At 46.6% G+C, this 25,889-nt stretch carries 25 protein-coding genes; 13 read left to right on the top strand and 12 right to left on the bottom strand.

From position 1 onward, the window contains the following. Positions 1–80: 80 nt before the first annotated feature. The 5 genes from SHEWMR4_RS14180 to SHEWMR4_RS14155 all read right to left on the bottom strand — a co-directional run bounded on the left by SHEWMR4_RS14180 (position 81) and on the right by SHEWMR4_RS14155 (position 7,080). Entirely contained in the window at positions 81–3,206 is a 3,126-nt protein-coding gene (locus SHEWMR4_RS14180) for an NAD(P)-binding protein (protein ID WP_011623450.1), read from the bottom strand. 239 nt (positions 3,207–3,445) lie between these two features. Next, positions 3,446–3,604, bottom strand: a complete 159-nt coding sequence (locus tag SHEWMR4_RS14175) for a hypothetical protein (protein WP_011626757.1) — start codon at positions 3,602–3,604, stop codon at positions 3,446–3,448. A gap of 569 nt (positions 3,605–4,173) precedes the next feature. Continuing rightward, positions 4,174–5,547, bottom strand: coding sequence for an RsmB/NOP family class I SAM-dependent RNA methyltransferase (locus SHEWMR4_RS14165; RefSeq protein WP_011623448.1), 1,374 nt, complete (start codon positions 5,545–5,547; stop codon positions 4,174–4,176). Between the two features lie 176 nt (positions 5,548–5,723). Continuing rightward, on the bottom strand, positions 5,724–6,392 hold the full coding sequence (locus SHEWMR4_RS14160) for a glutathione S-transferase family protein (protein ID WP_011623447.1): 669 nt from the start codon (positions 6,390–6,392) through the stop codon (positions 5,724–5,726). Between the two features lie 61 nt (positions 6,393–6,453). Beyond that, positions 6,454–7,080, bottom strand: coding sequence for a glutathione S-transferase (locus SHEWMR4_RS14155; protein ID WP_011623446.1), 627 nt, complete (start codon positions 7,078–7,080; stop codon positions 6,454–6,456). Between the two features lie 155 nt (positions 7,081–7,235). On the opposite strand from SHEWMR4_RS14155, the gene SHEWMR4_RS14150 reads away from it, so the two are divergent. Beyond that, positions 7,236–7,847, top strand: coding sequence for a TetR/AcrR family transcriptional regulator (locus SHEWMR4_RS14150; protein WP_011623445.1), 612 nt, complete (start codon positions 7,236–7,238; stop codon positions 7,845–7,847). Positions 7,848–7,909: 62 nt separating this feature from the next. Here the strand turns inward: SHEWMR4_RS14150 and SHEWMR4_RS14145 are convergent, their stop codons facing one another. Further along, complete coding sequence (locus tag SHEWMR4_RS14145; RefSeq protein WP_011623444.1) at positions 7,910–8,623, bottom strand: DUF2461 domain-containing protein; 714 nt, start codon at positions 8,621–8,623, stop codon at positions 7,910–7,912. A gap of 342 nt (positions 8,624–8,965) precedes the next feature. On the opposite strand from SHEWMR4_RS14145, the gene SHEWMR4_RS14140 reads away from it, so the two are divergent. From SHEWMR4_RS14140 to SHEWMR4_RS14115, 6 genes are all read left to right on the top strand, one after another. Next, complete coding sequence (locus SHEWMR4_RS14140) at positions 8,966–9,529, top strand: PhnA domain-containing protein (protein WP_011623443.1); 564 nt, start codon at positions 8,966–8,968, stop codon at positions 9,527–9,529. A 176-nt stretch (positions 9,530–9,705) separates the two neighbouring features. Beyond that, entirely contained in the window at positions 9,706–10,242 is a 537-nt protein-coding gene (locus SHEWMR4_RS14135) for a MarR family winged helix-turn-helix transcriptional regulator (RefSeq protein ID WP_011623442.1), read from the top strand. A gap of 69 nt (positions 10,243–10,311) precedes the next feature. Further along, entirely contained in the window at positions 10,312–11,325 is a 1,014-nt protein-coding gene (locus SHEWMR4_RS14130; RefSeq protein ID WP_011623441.1) for a succinylglutamate desuccinylase/aspartoacylase family protein, read from the top strand. Positions 11,326–11,373: 48 nt separating this feature from the next. After that, positions 11,374–12,000 (top strand): fumarylacetoacetate hydrolase family protein, encoded by a 627-nt coding sequence (locus SHEWMR4_RS14125; RefSeq protein ID WP_011623440.1) that lies wholly within the window; start codon positions 11,374–11,376, stop codon positions 11,998–12,000. Positions 12,001–12,004: 4 nt separating this feature from the next. Then, positions 12,005–12,613 carry a Crp/Fnr family transcriptional regulator gene (locus SHEWMR4_RS14120; RefSeq protein WP_011623439.1) on the top strand — a complete coding sequence of 203 codons (609 nt, stop codon included), beginning with the start codon at positions 12,005–12,007 and terminating at the stop codon, positions 12,611–12,613. 133 nt (positions 12,614–12,746) lie between these two features. After that, positions 12,747–13,253 (top strand): YgjV family protein, encoded by a 507-nt coding sequence (locus SHEWMR4_RS14115; protein ID WP_011623438.1) that lies wholly within the window; start codon positions 12,747–12,749, stop codon positions 13,251–13,253. Between the two features lie 8 nt (positions 13,254–13,261). On the opposite strand, the gene SHEWMR4_RS14110 is transcribed toward SHEWMR4_RS14115, so the two are convergent. The 4 genes from SHEWMR4_RS14110 to SHEWMR4_RS14095 all read right to left on the bottom strand — a co-directional run bounded on the left by SHEWMR4_RS14110 (position 13,262) and on the right by SHEWMR4_RS14095 (position 18,626). Continuing rightward, positions 13,262–13,504 (bottom strand): hypothetical protein, encoded by a 243-nt coding sequence (locus tag SHEWMR4_RS14110; RefSeq protein ID WP_011623437.1) that lies wholly within the window; start codon positions 13,502–13,504, stop codon positions 13,262–13,264. 166 nt (positions 13,505–13,670) lie between these two features. After that, entirely contained in the window at positions 13,671–14,948 is a 1,278-nt protein-coding gene (locus tag SHEWMR4_RS14105) for a sigma-54-dependent transcriptional regulator (protein ID WP_011623436.1), read from the bottom strand. After that, complete coding sequence (locus SHEWMR4_RS14100; RefSeq protein ID WP_227499205.1) at positions 14,938–17,262, bottom strand: ATP-binding protein; 2,325 nt, start codon at positions 17,260–17,262, stop codon at positions 14,938–14,940. The genes SHEWMR4_RS14105 and SHEWMR4_RS14100 overlap by 11 nt, the downstream gene beginning before the upstream one ends. Before the next feature lie 50 nt (positions 17,263–17,312). Next, positions 17,313–18,626: an ABC transporter substrate-binding protein gene (locus tag SHEWMR4_RS14095; RefSeq protein WP_011623434.1), complete on the bottom strand. Its 1,314-nt coding sequence runs from the start codon at positions 18,624–18,626 to the stop codon at positions 17,313–17,315. 319 nt (positions 18,627–18,945) lie between these two features. Here SHEWMR4_RS14095 and SHEWMR4_RS14090 point away from each other — a divergent pair, with 319 nt between their 5' ends. The 6 genes from SHEWMR4_RS14090 to SHEWMR4_RS14065 all read left to right on the top strand — a co-directional run bounded on the left by SHEWMR4_RS14090 (position 18,946) and on the right by SHEWMR4_RS14065 (position 24,288). After that, positions 18,946–20,289, top strand: a complete 1,344-nt coding sequence (locus SHEWMR4_RS14090; RefSeq protein WP_011623433.1) for an MFS transporter — start codon at positions 18,946–18,948, stop codon at positions 20,287–20,289. A gap of 90 nt (positions 20,290–20,379) precedes the next feature. Next, positions 20,380–21,423 (top strand): porin, encoded by a 1,044-nt coding sequence (locus SHEWMR4_RS14085; RefSeq protein WP_011623432.1) that lies wholly within the window; start codon positions 20,380–20,382, stop codon positions 21,421–21,423. An 81-nt stretch (positions 21,424–21,504) separates the two neighbouring features. Continuing rightward, positions 21,505–22,110, top strand: coding sequence for a histidine phosphatase family protein (locus SHEWMR4_RS14080; RefSeq protein WP_227499204.1), 606 nt, complete (start codon positions 21,505–21,507; stop codon positions 22,108–22,110). 69 nt (positions 22,111–22,179) lie between these two features. Beyond that, a complete protein-coding gene (locus SHEWMR4_RS14075) occupies positions 22,180–22,770 on the top strand; it encodes a histidine phosphatase family protein (protein ID WP_011623430.1) in 591 nt (196 codons plus the stop codon). Positions 22,771–22,937: 167 nt separating this feature from the next. Further along, on the top strand, positions 22,938–23,747 hold the full coding sequence (locus SHEWMR4_RS14070) for a hypothetical protein (RefSeq protein WP_041408821.1): 810 nt from the start codon (positions 22,938–22,940) through the stop codon (positions 23,745–23,747). Between the two features lie 124 nt (positions 23,748–23,871). After that, positions 23,872–24,288 (top strand): DUF3224 domain-containing protein, encoded by a 417-nt coding sequence (locus SHEWMR4_RS14065; protein WP_011623428.1) that lies wholly within the window; start codon positions 23,872–23,874, stop codon positions 24,286–24,288. A 133-nt stretch (positions 24,289–24,421) separates the two neighbouring features. Here SHEWMR4_RS14065 and SHEWMR4_RS14060 read toward each other — a convergent pair whose 3' ends face one another. Continuing rightward, a complete protein-coding gene (locus SHEWMR4_RS14060) occupies positions 24,422–24,970 on the bottom strand; it encodes a BON domain-containing protein (RefSeq protein ID WP_011623427.1) in 549 nt (182 codons plus the stop codon). 272 nt (positions 24,971–25,242) lie between these two features. Next, entirely contained in the window at positions 25,243–25,719 is a 477-nt protein-coding gene (locus SHEWMR4_RS14055) for a hypothetical protein (RefSeq protein WP_011623426.1), read from the bottom strand. Positions 25,720–25,889 lie beyond the last annotated feature (170 nt).

The raw sequence follows: 25,889 nt of genomic DNA, 5'->3' as shown, positions 1-25,889 counted from the left end.
TTTAATCGAGCGCCTCTTTCAATTTGAACAGATACAAATAGTTGGATAAAAAAGGGCTGCATAATGCAGCCCCTTGGCATTTAGGCGAAGTCCTTTTCGCCTTTGATAATGGCCGGATGGCCGCATATGGCTTTGGCAGTATGCATTCCCGCCATCGTCGCAGCTTCCACACAACCGGCGTTGAGGCCGGTTTTAATCCAATCTCCCGTCATATACAGATTGTCGATACCTGTGCCATCCGTGGTGATCCGATATTGGGAGCTGCCTTTCACTGACAGGACATAACGCTCGGAAGGATCCACATTGGCGCGCCAATATTGACTATCGAATCGCGCTTCGCCTTGGCGCTGCTGTTCATCGTGCAACCATTCCCAGGGGAAGCTGTCGCCAACCTGCTGCCACAGCTTATGAATTTCTGTATTGAGTTGATTGATGGCGCCAGCCTTGGCTTCGGCGGTTTTGCGCTGCTGGAAACCAATATCCGTACGCGGAGGATAAGCATCCACAGGCAACGCCGAGCAGAAATAGCTGGCATTTTTTGGCTCTATGCCCCGCCAGTCTTCTTTATCGAGCAATTGGTCCATCGATGCCCACGTATCGAAGGGCTCGGTAAAGCCGGATAAGACTGGCTGCTCGCCATCCTCTGAATAATTGGGCCAACCAATACCATTAAGATCTTGATTCATCCACAGTTGATAGGCTTGGGTCGCGACTGTCTGCACTTTATCGACACAGGTTTTGAGCGCCGGACTCTGCGCCATAACTTCGCTCGCCACATGGGGAACCGCTCCTAATGACAGACCAAAAATCACTTTGTCGAAGTCCACGCCTTTTTGCAGACGTTTTTTCGGTAGCGCCTGACCAAATTGCGCCTCGTACAGATTGTCCCAATCGCTCCAGAAGTGCTCAAGATTAATATCATGGGCTTTTAGCAATGCGGCTTGAACAGGCTCTAGCTGGTCGTAATTTGGCGTGCTGGGCCAGCAAGCTAAGCCTTTAACATCCACGAGTGGATTGTAGTCTTTAACCGAAGGTGCCAGAGCGACTTGCTCTGTGATCTCAATCGCTTGAATGCTGTTGTCGCGACATTCTAAATTATCAACTCGATTGAAGAAGTGGAAGTTCACCCCGCGCCGTTTCAGCACTTCATAGTAAGGGGTAAAGACCACATCGCCCATACCCGCCTGCATTTTCCACATGACTCCGCCTTGATAACACAGGGCGATACGCAGCATGGAGCGAATAATAGTCCCCGCTTCGACATTGGGTTTGTCGAAGTTGCCTCTTTCGTAGGCAAACACCAGATCATAAAAACCGCGTACCGGCGCGCTGTCGACCGTGTATTTTTGGCTGGCGCCGTGTTTAGTTAGCCATTCGCGGTAATCATAGTCGTTGATGGCATCGAAACCCTTTTCAAACACATCATCGGCAAACATTCCTTTTAAGATGGTTAAGCCTAAGTCGACGGCAATATACAAATGGCGTAACTCATCGTTAGTGTCTAAATGGTCGCTAAAGCGCTTAACCAACCTTTGGTGCAGGGCATCGACGGCGGATTCGACCAAACCATCGTCACTCTCGCTGTGGACATGCTCATCGCATTCGCGGCCAATCATTTGATTAAAATGGCATTCGAGCTTGTCACCTAGGGCGTCTAGGGATTCCATCGCATCATCGACCGAATCCTCTAACTTATCCTTCAGCCGTTCAAACCAGCTGATATCGAGCCAGTTTTTCGGTGTCGCCATGGCTTTTTCATCGGCTTCCAGCAGGGAGTCCATGTCCTTTAGCCATTCTTTTATCCAAGCAAAGGCGGCCTTAACGACCTTCCAGAAGGTTAAGGTTTCGGTGCCATCTCCAGGGATCCCTGGGAGTGTGGGAAAGGTGATCGGCCAGCTAACGGAGCGGCCATTAATTTCCTCCTGCAGCACAATAAAATTATGGGGTTTAAAGGCATCGAAGAAGGTCGCTAGCGGCGCTTCTGGCGGGCGGTCTAATTCTTCATAGGCTTTACGCATCAAGGCGCAGGCATTCTGGTAAAAACCAAACCAGATATGCAGGCCATGCTCTTCAATCCGTTGTCCCATTGCGGCATTACGGCCACTTGCGCCCTTGCCGCCGATTCGCCAGCCTAATTGATAGACATCAATCTCATATTGATTCTGCCAGCCGGGCTTGTCGGTGAGATAACAGGCGGCGGTCATGGCGGCGACGCCTCCGCCGAGAATGGCAATTTTCTGTTTTTTGATTTCAGAATTATCGACCAGCACTTCGCCCGGCGGTACTTCAAAGTCAAAGTTCACATGGTAGGGCAGTAATACATGTTGCTCGCCAACCTCGACGCCTAGGGTCTCTTTGAGTGGGAAGCTGGCGTTATCAAAAATGGTGGCGACAAAGTCATTTTCCAACAGGGCAACACTGTGCACTTTGTTGACCTGTGCGGGCGCCGCCGTAATCGCCTGATAAACCGCTTTTTGGCCTGACGCATCCGGAAACTGCTTTAAAAACACTTGGTCGATAGCGGGCTTAAACAGCAAGTGAAACAGTTGCTCCTCACCTAGCTTATCCAGCTCTGGAATAAAATCCGTTTGTTCTTTAAAGAGTTGCCAGGTTTGGGCTATGGCTTCTAGCGTGGTGAGCTGCGCCTCGGGCTTGGCATTGCAATTCACCTCAATCAGCGGGTGCATGGCAAGTTCAGTGTCAGGGCTAAAGTGTAAGAAGCTCTTTGTTGCTAGGGAGAGTCGAGTTAATGGCTCTCCGACCGCGGGCATAGTGTATTCACACAAATACTTGGGATAACCGAACAACTCGCGGCCATTGATCAGGGCCATCGCATCATTCACCCAAATATGCAGCGGCTGAAAATACACATGGCTGATGGATGCGCCGTTGCTATTGTCTTGGCGACCGACCATGACCCAAGTGATGATGTCGGTTTCTTGGATCCAACCCTTGGCCCTGTCGGTCGGGTCTTCTGAATAGGCTTTCTCGATTTGGGTAAAGGTTGTCAGTACATAGGGCGACAGCACTTTAAAGTACATGGCGCTTCCGGCCACTTGATTGAGCGTTTTATCAATGGAGCGCTGCAGGTTGGCGAGTTTTCCCTTGAGAAAAAAACCGTACATATCGGCTTTATTCAACACTAAGGGCGAGTGCATTAACATACTGCCAGGGGGATAGATAAAATCGGGGCGTTGTTTTTCCATGGGATCATCCTTTAAACCCGTTAAGATGTGTCAGGTGGTTTGGTAAACAAAGGGCGTTAATAAACCCTAAAGAGCATAGGGTAAATCAGCTCATTAGCCTATTGATTTTACAATTGAATCAAAACAGAGAAGAGGGGAAACGCTTGGACTAACTAGCAAGTTGGAGGTTATCCAACTTGCTCGGATTTGACTGACTTATTAAAGCACGAATTTGCTAAGGCAAACGGGTAGTTTATCGGTTACTTCGATTTATGCTGATAGAAATCCACCTCTGCATCATCTGAATAACGGCGCTTAGTGTCCCTGCGACGTTGTTTTACGCGTTTGTTTTTTTGCTTACCTTTGACGTTATCGCCCCATGGCGCATCATCGTCGTCAAATTCATAGGAGTGTGACATGGTCAAAATTCCAAAAATACCTGTGCCATTCTCAGCACTCGATCTTTTTACCCAAAGGCGAGATTAAGCTAAAGCGAAATATTTCATCACTGATGGTGAAAAGTTTTGTCCAAGAAGGGGGGATACGTCTCGATGGAATTGGGTTGGCGATTTTACGCCGCAATCTAGGGTTTATCTTGATGATTATTAAATGAATAAGATAAAAAGCGCATTGATATTGTGCGGAGGCAAAAAGAATGGCACTCAGGATATGAGTGCCAAGTTCTGATAAAAAATAAGGAGTTAGTGCTAGGGCGTGTTGATGTTTCGAGATTAGATTTTGTTCGTTCTGGCAAGCACGTGCTCGCGAAACGAGGAATGATGTGTAGTTATTCTACTCAAATGACGAGCGGCTCTTATGACAGAAAGTAAGAGCAAGGGCTTGCCAGACGAACCCTTCGGGCAGCATTTGGCTGACGTTTCTGCTGCGTTATCGTCCGTTTATGTAGAATAACTACACTGCACGGACTTTGCCTTGCATTAAAGCCAGCCAAATTGCTGCAAAAATACCCCTGAAACGTCAACACGCCCTAGAGATTGCGCTGCATGCGCGCCACAAACATTCCATCTGTATTGGCTTCGAAGGGCCACACGGTCAACATTTCTGTTTGTTCGCCAGTAAAGGGGTGGCGGATCGGCACTAAGCTGAACTCGGGATGTTGTTGTAAAAAGGCGGAAACTACTTGCTCATTTTCAACGGGTGACAATGAGCAAGTGGCATAGACTAAGCTTCCACCCAGTTTTACCGCTTTGCTGCTGCGGCTTAAAATATCCAGTTGGAGTGCCGCTTTATCAGTGACGGCATCGAGGCTATCGAGCCAGCGCATATCGGGATTGCGGCGCCATGTGCCCGTGCAGCTACAGGGGGCGTCGACTAATACCCCATCAAAATGGTTGGCGTCGACTGGCAGTGCATCACTGCGCCAGCGTGCAATGCTGATACCATCAAACTTTGCCCGCTGGGCACGTTTGCTGAGTTCTTCTAAGGCGTGGGCACGAATATCCGATGAGACTATGCTGCCCACGAATGGATTGTGCTTAGCCGTGGCCGTTTGCATCAGTGATCGCAATTGCAGAGTTTTTCCGCCTGCGCCACTGCAGGTATCCCACCAGTGTTGCCAAGGCTCTGGTGCGCATATTTGACCTATCACTTGCGAGGCTAAATCCTGGATCTCGATTTTGCCTTCTTTATAGAGTGATATTTCATTGAGATTCATGCTCTTAGTGCCAAGGTTGATAGCATCTTCAAAATAGAGGCTGAGGCTTGCATCTATCTCAAGTGCTTGCAGTTGTTTGACTGCTGTTTGGCTGTTGATTCCCTGCGTGCGTCCCCAAATTGGTGGGCGGCTAGACATGGCTTCGATGAGATTTGGACGCAGCTCTGGGGCTATTGGGCATACTTGCCAAAACCATTCGGGTAATAAATCCGTGAGTTCGAAGGACGCTTGGGGAAATTGCTGCCGTACCAGTGCCAATTTATCTGTTAAGCTGCTAACGCTAAGGGATTGAAGTTGTTGATAATCAATCGGCGATTGGGCGAGATCATGCCAGGCACTGGCGATATCCTGCCATGGATGGGCTTCGATTAAGGCACTTGCGCTGAGCATGGCAAAAAATTGTGGCGCCTGTTGATGATCGCCTGTGGCTTTAAACCAGCCCCACCAACGGAACAGGCTAAATAAGGATTCGCGGATCACTTTGCGATCCTTAGAACCGTGCTTTTTATGTTCCCTAAAGTAGTTCGCCAGAACTCGGTCGGCGGGTTGCTTGGTGTTTAAAATCTCATCGAACAATAACTTGATGGTATTGGCATAACTTAATCCGCGTTTTTGCGCGAGGGTTTGCGGTTCGATATTCACTGTAGATGCCATGGTTGCTGATGATAAGCCGTTTGGATTGCCCATAAAGTTAGCCTGATAAGGGGCTCGGCCGAGTGATGTCCATCCGATGGGATGAATATGGCCAAGCAAATCAATAAGTGGCGCAGAGTGTAGCAGTTTTACGTATCACTAGCAGTAAAAAAGCCCCAATGCGAGTTGGGGCTTGATGGGGAAAACGAATGCGCAGAGGATAGGATGACCTACTTAGTCACCATCTTCTGGATTTGTTTAGCACGCTCTTCGTCACTTAAGACCGAAGGCGGAGGTGTCACTATGCCTTTTTGGCAAGCGGGTCTTTGGGCTAGCTCATCTAACCAACGTTGCAAGTGAGTGAGTCCTTCCATGTTGATGCCGCTCCATTCATGGATGCGCACCCAAGGCCAAGTCGCGATATCGGCAATGGTGTACTCATCACCAGCCAGATACTGATGCTTGGCTAACTGAGTGTTCATTACCTCAAACAAACGTCGACCTTCTTTTTGGTAACGTTCAATAGCCGCAGGGATTTTTTCGGGGAAGTAACGGTAAAACACATTAGCTTGCCCCATCATTGGGCCAACACCGCTCATTTGGAACATCAGCCATTGAATGACCTGTGAGCGTTTTTTAGGATCGGTAGGCAAAAACTTACCCGTTTTTTCAGCCAGATACAGAAGAATCGCGCCGGACTCGAACACCACAAAGTCCTCGTTATCTCGGTCGATAATGGCTGGAATACGGCCATTAGGGTTAATGGCCAGAAACTCAGGCTGTTTCTGTTCGTTAGTGTTGAAATCTAATTTATGCACTCGATAGTCGAGACCCATTTCTTCGAGCGCGATGGAAATTTTAAAACCGTTCGGGGTCGCGGCGGTATATAAATCAATCATAGTTATCCCTTAAGTCTTAACTGGTTAGTGCTTAACTTGGCTGCCCAACAGGGCATCGCTGTCAGTTTTTCGGGGTAAGTGACACTATCGCAGGCCGCTGGGCCACTGTCGCAAACCAAGCCTGAATATGGGGCAGAGTGTCATCCACCAGAATATCTAAGTTTTTAATAAAGCTAATAAAAACGTATGCAGAAATGTCGGCAATCGTAAAGTTATCGCCCGCAACATAACTTGATTTGGCTAATTGTTGGTCTAAGGTCGGTAGGAAGTCAATGACCCGTTGGCGTGATTCTGCGCCCCAGGCTTCGACACAATTTTCCCTGTCTTTGTAGATACCCGTTAGATTTCTAAAGGCTTGAAAACCTGCGGTAAAACCTTGTAACTCAATGATACGTTGCCACATTTCCACTTTAGCGCGCTCCAGCGGCGTGTTGCCAAATAAGGAAGTGTCACTCGGATAGATCTCGTCGAGATAACGGCAAATAGCGACGGACTCACAGATATGGTTGCCATCATCGAGTTCGAGCAGGGGAATGCGGCCGTTGACACTTTTGGCTTTGAATTCAGGGTTAAGGTTTTCACCGCCGCGAATGTCCACACTCACACGTGGAATATCGATGCCTTTTTCTGCGAGGAAAATACTCACGCGTCTTGCGCTTGGCGTTGGGGCTAATTCATAAAGCTTCATGCTCTTTCCTTCTGTTAATCTGTAAGTTTGCCTAAATAGGGCTTTAACGGAACGATCGGTTAGGATAGAATTTAAGCCATATCTAAACGGTCAGTCAAGAATGTTTTTGCCCTATGATATTCCGTTTAATGCAGGCATCAATGTAGGTTTGGACCATGGCACGCAGTTGTAATTTTGATAGACAAGAAAAGCTCGTTCAGGCGATGGAGCTGTTTTGGCGTAAGGGATTTGCCGAGACCTCGGTTGCGGATCTGGTCGAACACTTAGGGATTAATCGCTTCAGCTTGTATAACAGTTTTGGCGATAAGCAGAGTTTGTATCGCGAATCCCTGCGCTTTTATCTCGACCACTATTCCTTCGGCGCGAAGGAGCAAATTCTGCACGCACAGGCAGGGCTGAGTGACATCTTGACCTATTTAGCACGATTTGTGGCCTTGCAGCGCGAGCAAGAGTACGGCTGTTTTATGCAGAATGCGGTGATGGAAAAATGCCTCGATGATGAGTGTGTGCAGGAGGAGTGCCAGCGGCTATTTGCCCAATTGCAGAGCGATTTTACTGAGGTATTAAGATACAGTCAGTTACAGGGGGAACTTTCTCCTTCTGCTCAACCTGAATCGTTAGCGGCTTTTTTAGTGCTGCAATTACAAGGGATTAGAGTGTTAGGCAAGGCTAAAGAATACGCCTTATTGGATAATGCATTTCAGGTATTAAGCGAATACCTTAAGAGTCTCGCGTTGACACCACTTAAGCCCGTCGATGTGAAATAGGGCGTAGGTTAAACCGAAAAGCATAAGGCCAAGTGAATGCTTGGCCTATTCAAATACAAAAACTAAAAGTCTAATTCGAGGGCAAAGCACAAATAGGCCATCAATTGGCTACAATGGGCGAATTGTTCGGCGCAGTAGCGAGCGGCATCGGCTTGGCAGAGTCGCTCAAAGGGGATTGGTTTTAGTGCGATAAAGTCCTTACGTTTGAGTTCGTCCAGCATTGGGTGATGCTTATCGAATCCTTTTGGTGGGCGAGTCAAACTATCACCATCCATTACAAATCCATGGTTTGTTAAGGTTTGCAGCGCCTTTTTATAGCCGTTGGGGTTTTCATCGATACAAGTTCGAATCGCATTTAGCACCTTGGATTCGGGATGCCAAATACCGGCGGCAATAAAACAACCATCCTCGGCAATGTGCAAATACAGCCCAGGTGCGTGCACATCTTTGCCCTGAAAATGCCGAAACTGGATCCCCACATTGGTCTTATAGGGCGTCTTGTCGTTGCTAAAGCGGCTATCCCGCTGTGGACGCATTAAGCTGCCGCCGACTTTTTTGGCAACTGCCGTTAATCTTGGGGAAATAGCAACGATATCAGGCTGAATTTGCTCGATAAAACGCAGTGCGGGGTTTCTGACCTTATTCTCATATTCTTCCTGATGGGCTTTAAACCAGTCGCGGGAGTTATTGAGCGCCAGTAGTTTGAGAAAATCTAAGCTGGCGGCCGTAAATGTCGCACCAGTGGCATGTGAGCTTGAAGATACTTGCATCGCCATTATTCCGAATCCCTTAATTTTTATGCGCGCCGTGGGCGAGCATTCTATATTGCCAGCCTTGAGTTTAATTTCAAATGTGTCAGATGGTTCTATGACTCAGGTTCGGTGTTCTAAACCTTAATGTTTGTGGTGGTTTATGCTTGGAAACCAAGGTGAGAAAGCTAAACACATATTCTCGAGTAAATGTAAATTACACTATGATTTTTAAGAAGAATATTTTTATTTCGTCCATAATAATTAAGTTTAGTCCCATAAAGTTTATGGTTATTTTGCTCCAGCCCCTGCCGTGAAAAGCCAATTTATGGCATAATCCGCGTTTTATTACGCATGTAGACAGAAAAAATGACTGAAAATGAATTGCTAACTCGCTGTGGCGGCAAATGTGAACTTTGCGGAAGTGAAGTCGAACTCTCTATTTATGACTTACCGGCTTCCGATGGTCATGAAAACGAGATCATGATCTGTGAAAATTGCAGCAGCCAAATCGCAGCGCCGGATACTATGGACATGAACCACTGGCGTTGTCTGAACGACAGCATGTGGAGCCAAGTTCCCGCGGTTCAAGTGATGTCATATCGCATGCTGAAACGTCTAAGCAGTGAAGGCTGGGCGCAGGATCTGCTGGATATGCTGTATCTGGAAGAGGATTTACGTGCTTGGGGTGATGCCGAAGCCGCTGCCGCGAGCGATGATACACCTCCGACCTTAGACAGTAACGGTGCGGTACTGAACGCGGGCGATACCGTGGTTATCATCAAAGATCTCAACGTAAAAGGCACCAGCTTTGTGGCAAAACGCGGCACAGCGGTTCGCAATATCTCGTTGACCAATAATCCTGAGCATATCGAAGGTCGTGTAAATGGCACTCGCATCGTGATCCTGACCTGCTTTGTGAAGAAGTCTTAATCGACGATTTTAAGCTGTTAGCTTGATACCTGAACCGCCCAATTTTTATAAATTGGGCGTTTTTTTTATGCTGTATTTTATTTTGTCTACCTATTAAAAGTATCCGCATATACAAATAGTTAAATTAGGCGATAAAATGTGTAGCACGTGAAGAATCTTTATGTAGAGATAAAGTGATGGACAAAAAACCGCAATCACCCGGCGCAAAGCAACAGTCGACTCCCGCTGAAGACGGATTGGATAACATCCTTGGGCAGTGGCAGGCTCAAGGGGTGACAGAGGATCTAGTGCCAATGGCGGTGTTAGGGCGCATCGCGCGCCTGACCAAATATATGGAAAACGCTATCGCCCTGTGCCATGGCGAATTTGGCTTAGGTCAGGGGGAGTTTGATGTGCTCGCGACCCTCAGACGTTCGGGCGAGCCTTATATGCTATCGCCTTCGCAGCTGTATCAGAGCATGATGTTAAGCTCTGGCGCCATGACCAGTCGCTTAGACCGGCTTGAAAATAAAGGGCTGATTGCCCGTGAGCACAGTAAGGAAGATCGCCGCGCCGTGCATGTGTCGCTCACCACCGAAGGCAAGGCGTTGATTGATGCGGCGCTGCCCAAACATATTCAATGCCAAAGCGCATTATTGGCAGGGGTGCCGAGTGCCGAGCGCGAAACATTGCAGCAGATTTTAAAGACGTGGCTTGCTCACTTTGAACGTTAATCGACCCAATTTGGGGGACGAGAGACAAACTGTTGTATGGCGTCTTAGGGATAGCATCAGGGAGTGACTATGGTAAAAAAGCGCGAAGCGTTTGAAATTGAAGGCAAGCGAGTCATTGCGGGCACGCAAATGGGGATAAAACTTCCCGCCGCTAAGCTCTATACCGATACCCAACTCGATATTCATGTTGAAGTGTTCCATGGCCTCAAACCTGGTCCGACACTGTTAGTCTGCGCTGCCATCCATGGCGATGAGCTCAATGGCATTGAGATCTGTCGGCGCTTGCTTGGGCGCGTCAATCCTAAGAATTTGGCCGGCACCCTGATTGTGGTGCCCATAGTCAATGTGTTTGGTTTTATTCAACAATCCCGTTATCTCCCCGATAGACGCGATCTTAATCGTTGTTTCCCCGGCTCGAGCAAAGGTGCGCTGGCGAGCCGTTTAGCCAACCTTTTTGCCACCCAATTACTGGTGCATGCAACCCATGTGATTGATTTACATACGGGCGCTATTCATAGGGATAACTTGCCGCAGATCCGCTGCGACACCGGCGATGCAACCATGTTAGCCATGGCCAATGCCTTCGGCGCGCCACTTATCATGCACTCCAAGGCGCGCAGCGTGTCGATGCGTGGCTATGCGAACCAACAGGGCATTCCCTGTATTTTGTATGAGGCGGGCGAGGCGCTGCGCTTTAGTGAACTGGCGATTAAGTCGGGTCTTAAGGGCGTACTCAATGTGATGCGAAGCCTTGGTATGCTCAAGGGGCGAGTCAGTAACAAGGTCGCCAGTGTCAGCGCAATACGCAGTTATTGGGTTCGCAGTGAGTCCGATGGTTTAGTGAATATGAAGCTTAAACTCGGGCAGCGGGTCAATAAGGGGTATATCATCGCCCATATTGTGAGTCCGCATGGGGGCGATAGCGTAGCCATTCGCGCCCCAACCGATGGCATCATCATAGGGATCAGCAATATACCTGTGACCAACGAAGGTGAGGGCATGTTCCATATTGCGCAGTTCGAGGGGGATGAAATTGAAATCGCCAACGAACAACTCGATGAATTTTTAATGGAATACGCCTGATATTAACTGTGCCTTAGCTTTACAGCCAATCGCGCAATGAGGAGTCAAATGAAGACTGTTAACGTCGGTGATAAACAGATTTGCCCGAGTAAAATTCTTTGTATTGGGCGTAATTATGTCGACCATATCCACGAGCTGGGTAATGACATTCCCGAAGACATGGTGGTGTTTTTCAAACCCAACTCGGCGATTAGCACAGTGCTGCATGCTGAGCATTTAGGCGAAGCGCTGCACTATGAAACTGAGCTGTGCTTTATCTATCAGCAGGGGCGTTTTAGCCATGTTGGGGTAGGGCTAGATCTCACTAAGCGAGAGCTGCAAAGCAAACTGAAAGCCAAGGGATTACCCTGGGAAAAAGCCAAAGCCTTCGATGGCGCGGCGCTCTTTAGTCCCTTTGTCGCTATCGAGGATGCCTGTGCGGCATTTGAATTCAGCTTGACGATCGATGGGGCGTTAACCCAAGCGGGCCATATTGAGTTAATGATCTATAACCCGCAGACTATTCTAGAAGAATTACAACGCTTTACTACCTTGGAAGACGGCGACATTGTGATGACAGGCACCCCAAAAGGGGTCGGCATCATTCCACCGAATCGGGTATTTAAGGTGGCCTTAGGCCTGAAGGATGCGCTACACCAAGCGCCCTTGGTCGAATGTGAATGGCAAAGCCAGTAATGCAATGACGGCGCCCTCTGCATTGGCCCATCAGGCGACTACTGAGCAGGCAATTAAACCCCTTTGGCAATATTTGCTCGCCTTAGGGGCAGAGCCTGAGCATTTAGCGCCGCTACTCAGTCAAGCAAGGGCGCTTTCATTTCAGACTGGCGAGTGCTTGTTACCCCAAGGCGAGCGTCAAACCTTTGCCTATTTTGTGGTGGATGGCATAGTGCGCGCTTGTCACTATACCCAAGAGGGCAGTGAGCGATGCAAGGAGTTTTACTTCGAAGGTGAGCTTTGTTTCTTATATCGCAGTTGGTTAAAGCAGGATATTGCGCCCTATCAGTTAGAAACTGTCAGTGCTTGTCGGTTAATACAAATGCCACTTGCCGTGCTAAACGAGCCATCGATGCTGCGAGTGCAACTTGCGCTACTCAAACAGCAATTATTGTATAAAGAACAAAAAGAAGCCTTCTTGCTGCTCAACACACCAGAGCAACGTTACTTACATTTACTCGAGCATTTTCCCCTCTGGGTTGAACGGTTAACCCATGCCCAACTGGCTAATTATATTGGTATTACTGCGATTAGCCTGTCGCGGATCCGTAGACGTTTGCAAGATTCAGTATAAACAGCTATCCAATTAACTTAAGTTAATGCGCTTTTAGGTCATCCCCTGCATGCTCCTCGGCTACCAGTCTGAGTCATAGCGGAATGTATCGGTTTATTTCATAGGCCGATATCGAACCCTAAAGGAGCCTATCTTGAGTGCTTTTACCCTGTCGCAACTATTGGTGGCAATCGCCATCGTTTTCGATTTGATCTCGTTTCAATTTAAGGCGCGTGAGCGCATCGTCGCCTGCTTATTCGTCTCGGGCATCTTAATCTCCATCCATTTTTGCTTATTGGCACAATGGACGGCCGCAGGGCTAATGGGGATTGCCAGTGTGCGTTACCTCACCAGCATTTTTACAACGTCTAAAAAGGCTATGTGGTTTTTTAGCGGGGCGGCGGTGCTGATGAGCGGCTTAACTTACAGCGGGCTTGTGAGCGTGGTAAGTTGTATTGGTACGCTGTTTCAAACCCGCGCCGCCTTTTGTCAGGCGGATAAAAATCTGCGCTTATTGATGATAGTCGGCACCAGTTTTTGGTTATGCCACAATATCTTAGTTGGCTCACCCGTGGCGGTATTGATGGAGCTACTGTTTATAGGCAGTAATCTCGTGGGGTATTACCGCCATTATTTTCGAGGACAATTACGCTTATCCTGAAGGAAGGCTTAGATACCTGCCACGGCTTCCATATCTAGCTCGATATCGGTACAGCCCTTAGGGCAAAAAATACCAGCGGCTTGGTCGGCTTTAGCCGTCTCCGGCAAGACGACCTTGAGGGTTTGATTGCAGCTTGGACATTGCACAGGCTTGCCTTTAAAGACCCGTTTAATCAGGTTTTTCTGTTCATTAAACGAGGTTGCAGTGCTTTGGTTTAACACGGCAAAGGGGCTAGTCGATGCATTGGTCATAGGCAATCAGATCCTTAAGGATTCAACAGGGGTTAACGATTCACTGTGGGGCTGTGCAAGGACTTGCCTATCCACCAGAGTGGGGATTATAGCCTGAGTTGGAGCTGGATGGAAAAGCGCAAATCGGCTTACTCATCTGAGCGATGAGTAAGCCGAGGGAGTCGATTTATGACTTAGGCTTAAACTTATCTTTCTCCAAGTTCAGTTTTTTCATTCTTAGGTACAGCTTCTTACGTGGGATCCCTAAGTAATTAGCGGCATCTGTTACCCTGCCTGAACACAAATACAGAATGTTCTCAATCACTTGCTTCTCATAGGCGTCGACGAGTTCATCGAGCGGCGCCTCGGGGGCTTGCACTAATTTAAGGGTTTCTTCGCCGGGGAGTTTGATAATGCCAACCGCATAGAGTTCGGCAAGGTTTCGCAGCTCGCGAATGTTACCAGGCCAATGGTGGCGCTTGAGGATCTCTATGTAATTTAAGTCAATTTTAGGGATAGGGATGTCAAAGCGCTTACAGCTTTGGCTCAGGAAGTTGCGGAACAGGGGAATAATATCGCTCTTACGTTCGGCCAAAGTGGGCAATTGGATCCGAGCCTGTGAGAAGTAGTAATAGAGTTCGGGCAACAGGGCACCACTTTTGACTTCATCGTCGGGATTAGTATCGAAGATACAAATGGTTCTATGGCTTTTGGTGTTGAGTCTTTCTTGATCCAGCAAACGAGTGCATAGCCAGCGTTGATGCTCATGGCTCAGTTGAGTTAATGAACGCAGCACTAAGGTGCCATTTTGGACTTTAGCAATGCTGGCCTCTAACTCGGTTAAGCTGGGGTACTCTTTGCAATCATGGATGATTAAGCTGTTGTTTTTATGCTGACTTAAGCTATGAAGTACTGAGGCGACTAAGTGTCGGCCCGTGCCGATTTGCCCCTCAATCATCACATCTTTATCGATTCTGGCAATTTGACTCAGTTGCTGGCGGATCTGGTTGATTTGCTCGCTGGTGCCAAAGAGGTGCTCCTTAAAGGTGCTCGAAATCGCTTCCCGTTGTTCAATGATCCCTTGGCGGATCTGTTGTGCGCGCTTGAGCAGCTGTAAAAATTGTGCCGAGTCGAGGGGTTTTTCGAGAAAATCGAATGCCCCCCGTTTAACCGCCTCGACGGCCAGAGGAATATCACCATGACCAGTGATCATGATGACTGGGATTTCGGGATCGATTTTTTTCACTTCATTGAGCAAATCCATGCCATTCATCGCCGGCATATAAATATCTGAGACGACAACTCCGTTCCAATTTTCATTGAGCAGGGCAAGGGCCTTACTCGGCGAGTGGGTGCCCTTAGCGCTGTAGCCCGATAACTGTAATAAATGGCGGTATGCAGTGAGTACATCTTCATCATCATCGACGAGTAGCACGGTAAAGGGCGTCGAATTTTCAATCGGCATTGTGGAACTCCAAAATAATCATAGCGCCGCCATCTAAGTGTGATGCCAGATAAATGTCAGCGTTAAAACGTTCGAGAATCGAGCGGCAGATGCTCAATCCTAAGCCTAGACCAACGGCCTTGGTGGTGGTAAAGGGGGTGAAAATTTGCGGCAAAATACTTGGCGCAAATCCTGGCCCATTGTCATAAATGGCCAGCGTCAGTTTGGCAGCGCTTTGTTCAAGCACAGTCACATAGATATGTTTATCGGCCTGGCTTGCGGTGGCGTCCATGGCATTAATCAGGATGTTGAGCAGCACTTGCTCGACTTGAACCGCATCCACTTGGATAAGATATTCTTTAGTTAACTCATTATGAATGATGATGTTTTCGTTTCGCGCACGGGTTTCGACCAGCACCAGCGCGTTATTCACCAGTTGATTGATATCGATACTGACGCTCTCCACCTGCGTGGGGGACTTGCGCGCAAAGTTACGGATAGCCGAAATAATTTTTGCCATCCTCAGGTTCATCTTTTCGGTTTTACCGAGCATCTCAGTGAGTAACTCGAGTTGATTGGTCTCAAGCGCCAAGCGGCAACTGTACAAATAGGTGCTGACGGCCGACAGTGGCTGGTTTAACTCATGGGCAAGGCTGGTCATGGTTTGGCCGACCGCCGCCATTTTGGCCGCTTGGATAAGGTCCGCCTGTGCCTGATGCAAATGTGCTTCCGCCAGTTTGCGTTGCTCAATTTCTGCGGTTAACTCTTGGTTTTTCACTGTGAGGTTTAAGGTTCTATCCGCCACTATATGCTCGAGTTCACGGGTGTTGAGTTCTTGCTTAGTGATGTCGGTAATAGTGACCATATACTTGGCTTGGCGAGCGTGTTCGAAAGCCTGCAGGTGAAAATGTAAGTATTGCGGCGCGTTATGTTTCACTAAATTGAGAATACATTCACTCTGGCCTGTTCGGCTTAGCTCGCTGTCGGCGGCGAACTGCGCTAATAATTGCGGTTGGCAAGCGGCGGGAAAGGCCTGCCATAGGGTCAAGTGCGGTGCGAGTGTGCTCAGACTCAATAACTGCAATGCATGGGGGTTAGCGGATTCGATTTCGCCATTGGGATGACAGGTGATCAAGCTGGCTTGGGCGTTATTAATTAGGGTGAGCGCATTGCTTTTGACCATGGCCTGCATATCGACACAGAACTGCCGTAAACAGTCTCCCATGTGGCCAATTTCATCTTTTCCTTGGGTGGTGATAGGCCAATCTAAATGGCCGTCGGCCACATTTTTCAGGTCAATTTCTAGGGTGTTTAAGCGCTTTAATACCCTTTGGCGGATAAGTACAGTCAGCACTAATACACTGATCACAATCGAGATGATTGAAATGAGCACAATAATCAACTTGCCATTGATGATCATGGATTTGGTATTGGTATTGAGGGAATTAAACGCTTGGCTCGATTGTTCGAGTGTCGCAATGTTCTTGAGGTGAAATTGGGTTAACACTTGGGTTAAGGGGTCGGCTAACTGGGATAAAGCAGCCTGCGCTTGGGTATCGAGTTTGAGCAGTCGAATCAATTCACCATTAGAGCTAATCAGGGTGATGAGATTCTTCATGATTTGTCGATGGCTAATTGTCGAAGGGAAGCTGGTGAGTTTCTCCACTAAGGTTTCAATTTCGGCGATTTTCTGATCCAGATATGAGAAGGCACTGGTTAGTTCTCGCGTGTATCTCTGGTCAATAATCTCATTCACTAGGGTAAATAGCTCAGTCTCCTTGATCGATAATTCCTGCAGAATAAAGAACTCATTCATCAGGGCATTTGGCGATAGATTATCGACAGGGTGCGAGAGTAATCGGGTGACGTGCCATTCGACTTCCTGCATCAAAGGAGTCATTTCATCATTGAGATCTTGATGCAACCAAGTGATACGTTTTTGAAGATTATCAAGCTCTTGACTATAAGCAATTTTTTGCTTTAACAATGAATCCTGTTGCTCAATTAAGTTCGAAAAGTGTTCGAGTGCCTGCCGTTGCTCTGCGAGCAATTGATGATCGGGATTACTGCTGATATAGGCTTGCTTAATGGTTTCAATTTCATCTTTTAAATCGTTCTCAAAATTTTGATAGCCGAGCTCGTCTTTAATTTTATAACTGTTAGAGATAATGCTTTGCAGGTTGCCACTGGAGCGCTCAAGAATATAAGCCCCATTAAGGGGAGGGAGACTATGCTCGACAATATGATTGATTTTATTACTGAGCTCCTCCCAAATCAGTACTGTGGTAATACCAATAAAAAGATTTAAAAATGTCATGCTCGCAAAGGCGAGCATTAATTTTCCGCCTAAAGATGTGGGTATTTTAAAATAGTTCTTTTTCATAGTTATTTAGAAGCTAGGCTATTCATTAAACTAATGGCTTGGTCTAATTGGGATTCACTTTCCTGACGCCATTGGTACATTATTTGTTCTATTTCAGTCGAGTGTTTGTATTCATTAGTTTGCCGGATAAATTGATGCTGTAACTGTAAGGATTCTGCTTCACTAATAGGCACTAAACTGGCTAATTTTCGTGCTTCATTGATTGTCTTTCGTTCATCTTCTTGGATGTTGTTTGCATCTTCTGCCTGATGGATCAGTTTCCAAGCGAGCTGAAGTTTAGGTAATTGATAGGTAATCACTTGATCAAATAAGGCATTAATAATAGTCGCTCGATTAAATAATATGTGCTCATTAATCACGGGGCGAGAATTTTGCGCAAGGCTGGCATCTGTGAGTGAATGTTTGGCAATGGCGCCGGAGCTAATCAATTTTTGGCCGTTGCTTGAGAGAAAATATTGAATGAGTTTTTCGACATTGGTCTTATTTCTGCCACGGGAAGTGACAGAAATATAGGTCGGTAAAATAACGGTGTTGGGTAAATAGTTATAATCAGTGAAGGTAAATTTGTTTTTAGCATCAATAGCATAACTATCAATAACGACGCCAGCACCCACGAGGCCGCGAGAGATAGATTCGCTGACGCCAAAGCTTCTGGCTGATACAGAGGCCAAATTCCCGCCCACTTCACGCAACAATGCCCAACCTTGTTCCCAACCTTTCTGCTGTAAAACCCCTTCGACCATCATATGCGTCGTGCCCGAATTGTTGGGCGTGCTCATCATGATATGCCCTGAGAATTGCGCAGTAGCGAGATCTTTCCAGGTATGGGGGATAGGTAAGTTGTTTTTCTCCAGATAGCGCTGGTTATACATAATCGTGATACCTGAGTAACCTAATGCAATGGTTTTATTGCTCTTTGTAAGGTCGTGCACCATTAACCAGGCTGGCATCTCGTACCGCTCCGAAGGGGCGACTATCAGTCCCTCATTATCTAAATCATGAAAGAAGGTAGGGCTAGAGGAAATAATCATATCAACCGGATTGATCGACGATTGTTTCACCCACTTTAAGGCGGGGCCGGTACGGCGATACACCACTTGAATAGGGATGTCTGGATTTAACTGTTTGAATTCTTCGAATAATGCTCCCATAGGTTCTTCAGAAAATGTGGTTAACACCACGATAGGTTCGGCCGCTTTGGCGGAATTGAAAAATGCGCCAAAGAAGAGGCTAAAACATAGCCATAATAGGAACATCGAGATGTTAATTTTTATTTTCTGAAGTGGATTTTTTTCATCCATTTTAATGTCACTCATGCCATTCACACCTTAATTGGTGACTCAACACGCATATTTTTTAAAATTTTTAATTTTTGTTTTGCGGTGGTTGAGTCAAATTTGACTCGATTTTTTTGGGTTTGAAATAGCTTAAGTCATCTTTATCGATTCCGCTTTGTACTAACACATAGGAATTTGCTTTCTAGGGACGAGTTTGTGTCAAAACTAACTCGTTTTTGCCAATTTGTTGCAAGTCTGACTGGGTATTAGTGTGTCTGTGAAAATGATGTTACATGGGTTTTAGGTATGTGCATCGTTATTTTTTGGCTAACTAGACTTCCAACTGTTGGAGCAAGCTATGATAAAAAAATTCTTCCAAACCGGTGCGGACCGACCAATTATGGACGAAACGCCCGAAAAAATTCGCTCGATTTATAAAAAATATCAATGGCAAGTTTTTATTGGCTTAGTGTTCGGCTATGCCATGTTTTATGTAGTGCGTATGGCGTTGAGTGTGGTGAAAAAACCTATGCTCGACTCGGGTGTTGTGACCATTGAAGAGTTGGGCCTAATGGGCTCGGCGTTCTTCTTTACCTATGCTATCGGTAAGTTTTCCAATGGCTTCTTAGCAGACTATGCCAATATTGGTCGCTTTATGTCTGTGTCTCTCATGCTCTCTTCCATTACCTGTATGGCCATGGGGATGGGTGTCGCTGGTTTATTCTTCGTTATCCTGTGGGGGATGAACGGCTGGTTCCAATCTGTGGGCTCTGCGCCTTCATGTGTCTCTATCTTCCAATGGTATTCACCTAAACAACGGGGCAGTGTTTACTCCGTTTGGGGCGGCTCGCGTAACATTGGTGAAGCCATTAGCTGGATCCTGACCGCCTCATTAGTCAGTTTCTTTGGTTGGAAAATTGGCTTTGTTGGTGCAGGTATTGCTGCATTTGCCGCCGCGGCCTGTATGTTAATCCTGTTAAAAGACCGTCCACGTACTTATGGTTTACCCGATCCTGCAACAGCATATGGCGAAGAACCAGAATCAGTAAAAGGCCATGATCCAGCAGCCATTCGTAAAGCTCAACTGTTTGTATTAAGACAACCTGTGGTATGGATTATCGCGTTAGCGTGTGCGGCAATGTATTCATCACGTTATGCCATGAGTTCATGGGCCGTGTTGTATTTACAATCGGAGAAAAACTATTCCCTGATCGACGCGGGTGTGGCTATGTCTTCATACCCCATCGCAGGATTCTTCGGGGCTATTTTGTCTGGACTTATTTCTGACAAAATTTTCAATGCTAACCGCCATATTCCAACCTTCTTATACGGCCTTGCCAATATCATAGGTATGAGCCTGTTATTCTGGGGTTCTGAGAGCCGCATGATGGATGCCTTTGGCCTTGGTTTAATCGGTTTCTCAATCGGTGGTCTGGTGGTGTTCCTGGCGGGTTTAACGGCCTGTGACTTAATGCCTAAAAACGCGGTAGGTGCTGTAAAAGGTTTTATCGGACTGTTCTCTTACCTCGCAGCCTCTGTGCAAGAGATTGTTTCTTCTAAATTAATCCTGGTAACTGAAGTCGCAGGTGTTAAGCATTATGACTTTGGTAGTGCCCAATATTTCTGGTTAGGCACCTCAGTACTCTCCATTGTGCTGGCCGCTTCGGTATGGCGCGCGAAAAAAGTCACTGTGGTTGATTGATTAACCTAAGCAGGTCATGGGGTTAATCGTCATGACCTTTTTAAAGCGTTTTTTCTCATTATTAATATCAAACTACGTAAGAGAAACACGATGAAAAAAGTAATCTTAACCGCTTCAGTATTTGCCATTTCCGCCTTACCCGTGTTGGCCGATGAGTCACCCTCTGTGTATGGCCGACTGGATTTATCCGTTACCCATTCCGAATTAAGTTCCACCGTTTATAGCGGTACCAGCGGCGTTAAGGTGGGCGAGAGCGGGACTTATCTTGAAAACAACTCATCTAATATTGGGGTTAAAGGTAAATCAGCTATCAGTGATGGCATTAATGTCGTCTACAAGATGGAGTTTGGCGTAAACAATACCTCTAATCGGGCGAATGACTCCAGTAAAGTATTCTCGGCGAGAAATACTTATCTGGGCGTAGAAACGGCCTACGGCACCTTGCTTGTCGGTCGAAATGATACGGTTTTCAAAACCGCCGAAGGTAAAGTCGATATTTTTGGTACGACCAATGCGGATATTAATCAATTAGTCTCTGGTCAGACGCGTAGTGCCGATGGTGTTTGGTATTACTCGCCTAAGTTATTCGGCCTGATGGATATCAACGCGACTTATTTATTACAGGATAACTATGGGGCTGATAATGAGTTGTATGCCTTAAGTACCACGCTGGGTGATAAAGACCTTAAAAAGAACCCTTATTATTTTGCTGCCGCCATTAATAAAGGGATCGCCAATATCGATGCCTATCGTTTTGTGACCCAAGTTAAGCTGGGTGACATGAAGCTGGGTGGGATTTTCCAACATACCGAAAGTTTAAAATTTTCCAATATGGAAGGTGACTCCTATTTTATTAACGCAACCTATGACCTATGGGGAGCGACATTAAAAGCGGAGTACGGTCAGGATAGTTCGGGTTTGGGTGGCTATTTCTCTAAACTCGTTGGCCCAAATGAGCAAATAACGGACGTGGATATCAGTCAATTTACCCTTGGCGCGGATAAGAAACTGACCAAATCGACCCGCGTTTATACCCATTTTTCTATGTATGAAGGCGAGTATCAAATGTCTGGCATAACCCAAGACATTGGCGACGATAAGGTTATTACTGTCGGTGTTCGCTACGTTTTTTAACCCGTTAAATAAAGCCGAGCGCGTTGAGTGAATCGCACTCGGCTAACTTTCCAACTTAATGGCGCAGTCGAGGTGATTAAATTGGCCAATCTATATTTAATTAGTCAGGGAGACGCAACAGAAGAATTCCAACCAGCAGTCGCTTCTCAACCAATGTTGTCCAGTCTTGGGGAGGTGCATGTGAATATGCTGGCACATTCCTTAAGGGGGATTCGTTTTGATATGGTATATTCTTGCTCTTCACCATTATCGATAGAGACAGCTGAAATATTAAACAGGGACCGAAAGCGCGCTTTCTCTGTGATCAAGCGGTTAGCCCTAGCGGATTTTAAATCCGACTTTGAAATTAATGGTGAATGCTTTGATTTATCCCTGTGCATTTATACCATGATGGCGCAATCCCGCAGATTTTGCTCCTCCATCCATGCTCAATTGAAAATAGTCGAAAAACGCCTATTAGAGATTGTCGAAAATATCGGCGCATTATACCGAGGCAACGTGCTAATTGTGATGGAGCCTTTAATGGTGAAATTGTTAATTAACCATTTTTTAACGGAACAAAATTCTGAAACTAAATGGAATACGATTCGTCCAGCCAGTTTGAGTATCTTACATTCCGATGCCAAGGGATGCCATTTGATCCTCAATAACGATATTTCCCATTATCAATGTAAAAGCGTTGCCTAAGGCATTGGCAAAGTTAGTTTATTGTAAAAATACACATTCATCTCTTTAAATGATTTTTAGGTTATTAAGTTGATTAAAAAAACGATTTATTTATTACGTCATGGACAAACGCAGTTTAATGCAGAGTTACGCTTGCAGGGACATTGTAATTCACCCCTTACCGAACTCGGTCAATTACAGGCGCAAACCGTTGGCAGCGTGCTTAGTGAGTATGTTCAACAGGCAGAAGACTGGGCATTTTATGTGAGTCCATTAGGGCGAGCGGTACAAACCGCTGAAATCATCTGCCAACAAATTGGCTTTCCCGTTGAGCGTTTACAAAAAGATGAACGTTTAAAGGAGCTGGGTCTGGGTGATTGGGAGCAGGTACGCGTTCCCGATATCAAGCAAAATCAGCCAGAGTTAAATGAATTAGCCGACTGGTATACCTATGCGCCGAATGCGGAGTCGTTTGCCAGTATCAGTGAACGCATTCAAGATTGGCTGAAGGATCCCGCCGTTCCAGAGCGAGTGATCATCGTATCCCATGCGCTGTCAGGCGCCGTGTTCCGCGGGATTTATGCCAATCTGGATTACCACGACCTGTGGGCGCAAGAGATGCCGCAGGATGCCTTTTTCAAGCTTGAAGATGGCAAAGTTGCAAAAATTCAATGCCTGTGAATGTCGGAAGCAAGATTAGCTGAACTAAACCTGACAAATCGCTAAAAAGTGTTAATTTTTACATTTTTCCCGCTCCGCTTTAACTCAGTATCTGTAATACTGCTCCGACATTCAGGTGAAATTGAGTGATGTGGAAAGCGCATGTAAAGCGCGCATTGGGGGAGCGGATGAGTATGTTTGTCAAATTAACCATAGCGGCGACTGTCCTTGTTCTCAGTATTCTTGCTGCGGGCATTTATCGTTTTAACATGACCAATGATGATATCTACATGGTCATGGAAGATGGCCAAGTGTTGCAATACGATGAGGCCATGGCGCAGGCCGATGCTAAGGCTAAAGCTAAAGAGGCGGCATTATCCTCAAGCGAAGATGCCATCGAATCTGTGGTGCCAAGTGAAGCAAAACCGGTGGCGAATGCCTCTGAAGTGATGCTTAAACTTTTCAGCTTAAATACGGCGAATCCCTTTGAAGTAAAGCTACCCGATAGCCAACTGCCCGTGGTATTGACGCACTTTATTAAAATCAAGCAAACGGAATTTGCCTTGGGGGATTATCAACAAGGTGATGAAAAGGGTCGGGTATTTCTCGATTATCTGCGGATAACGCCGCTTAACTTTGATCCTGCATTAGAGCCTGATACCCAAAGCGATGCGCCATTACAGGACGATCCTAAGCAGCAGACCATGCCCTTCGTTGCGCCTTATATAGTGACTAACCAAGGTTCGGGTGTGTTTTGGTACCTCGGTCTGTTCAGCTTAGATTATGGACAAAATCGTTTGCAGCACCTGGGCAGTGTATTTATTGGCGATCGCATCGAGGTGGAGAGTATCGAACCTGTGTATCCCTTTGAGGCGCCATATAAAGTCGCCATTACCTATCGTGATAGGGCGGCCGGCCAACCCATGGCAGAGGAGCCTAAGGTGACTAAAACCCTTGAAATCGGTGTGAGTGAGTTGGAAATAAAAGCGCTGAATTAGGTTTATATCTGGGCGTATGCTAAGTTAATTTTACCTCAGCTGCGGCTGAGGTATTTATTTCACCTAGCAGTTTTTATAGCTAAGATTTTGAGATAAAACATAAAATTAAAACAAGGAGTGTGTCATGGAAATGACCAAAGTCACGGGCAAATTTGATGTTAAGCTCAATCCCGAGAGTGCCTATGCCACAGGCGTGGGCGGTGTGAATCTTGGCAGAATGACCTTAGATAAAACTTTTTATGGTGAGCTAGATGCCCGTAGCCAAGGGGAAATGCTCAGTGCAATGACCGCGGTAAAAGGCTCGGCGGGCTATGTGGCGATAGAGCAAGTGGTGGGTAAGCTGTGCGGCAGACAGGGCAGTTTTGTGCTGCAACATTTTGGCATTATGACCGATGGGCAAAACCGCTTACACCTTGAGGTTGTCCCCCATTCTGGCGCGGGTGAACTCGTTGGGTTATATGGCACTATGGCGATAAGCATCGAAAATGGTCAACATTTTTATGAATTTAGCTTCTGCCTCGAACAGGAAGCCGAAGCCTAAGGTACGATTAACATAACATCGCGCCAATAAAACAAAACCAGCCGAAGCTGGTTTTGTGGTTTTTGCCCGAGTGACTAATACCAACAGCTGAGTTATCAAGAGCTGAATTAGCAAGGGCTGAATGTCAGGACCATTATGAGGTTTTGACTTTGATTTTATCGACGACCTTTTTCACATCATCGGTATTTTTAGCAATGGTCAGGGCTAATTGACGCTCGGCGTCGCTAGCCACTTCACCCTGTAAGGTCACTACGCCATCGGCAACATCGACGTTAATTTGGGTGCCCGATACGTCGGTCGAGAACAACAGACGGGTTTTTACGACCGTTGCGACCTTAGAGTCGGTTAAGGTCTTCACCACCTCATTGGTGCCTTCGTCTTCTTTCATCACGGTTAACTTGTTATCGACCCCTTTTACACCATCTAAGCTTTTGATGAGCTCAGCGGCGAGCGCCTTATCGACACTGCTCTCCACTTGACCGGTTAAGGTGACATGGCCGTTTTTCACGTCAGTCATAATGTCAAAGGAGTTAAGGTTAGTATTGAGCAACAAAGTCGTTTCGGCCTTGCCATCGAGCCAAGCATCTTTGGCATCGTCTTTCCAATCCTGTGCGGCGGCCACATTTAAACTGATAGAACCGACAAGTAAGGTGGTTAAGGCTAAAGTTGTCGTGTTTTTCATAATGATATCCTCCGTTGTTATCTCGAAGGAACTAAAGCGTGAATCGTGCCAACATTCTTATCCTACTGATTTTAATTAGAATAAATCGGATTTGTGACCTGTTTTAGGTGTTTGACTTAATCGGCAAATCGGCGCTTTTTACCGACAAAATGTAAATATTACCGAGGGTGATTAAGCTTTTTGGCTTAAGTGTGATAGGCGTTAAGCTCAAATAGATCGCAGGCAACAAAAACGCGGCTCAGTTGGCCGCGTTATTGGATGGTATTGCCGCCTTACAGGGCTTGGCTACGCAGGTGTAAGGTATCCAAATGGATTTGTAGCCAGGCAATATCCTCGGCCAATTGGCTGATTAACCTTGGGTGATTGGCCTTTTTAATTAACTGTTTGAGGTGATTAAGGCGCTGACGCTCAAGCTCACAGAGTACGGCGAGGGCATCGGCGAGTTGCTGTTTAATAAGTAAAGCATCGACATCGACATAGGGCCGAGTCTGCGACGGCGGCACTGAGTGCGGGCCTATGTGCGAGCCCATTTGTTGTAATGTTTGGGCGAGCAATTGCTTAAATCGTGCCTGCATCCCTTGGTATGTCTTGATTTGGGCAATAAAAATGCGTTTTAGGCTGTAGTCATCGACAGTGGTATTGGCCCGAGTATAAAAATCCACGCCGGTTTGGGTCAGCTCGATTAACTCATTAACCAGCTTAATATCGGCGCTCAACTCGGTCTGATGTTGCGCAACATTAGACGTCATAACGACCTCCTGTGGTAGTTTGGGCTGCTCCGCCGACACGGATTGCCCAACATTTTATGGAAATTTCAGTTTCATTCAGCTTCTATGCATATTTCGTTCACTTTTTAATGATAAGTTAATGACTTGATTTAACTGATGATATTTATCCATTGTCGCCAGTGCCTCGCATA

Source organism: Shewanella sp. MR-4, from assembly GCF_000014685.1.
GTDB lineage: Bacteria > Pseudomonadota > Gammaproteobacteria > Enterobacterales > Shewanellaceae > Shewanella.
The sequence above is the reverse complement of the archived record's forward strand: the minus strand, read 5'-3'. Positions and strand labels throughout refer to the sequence as shown.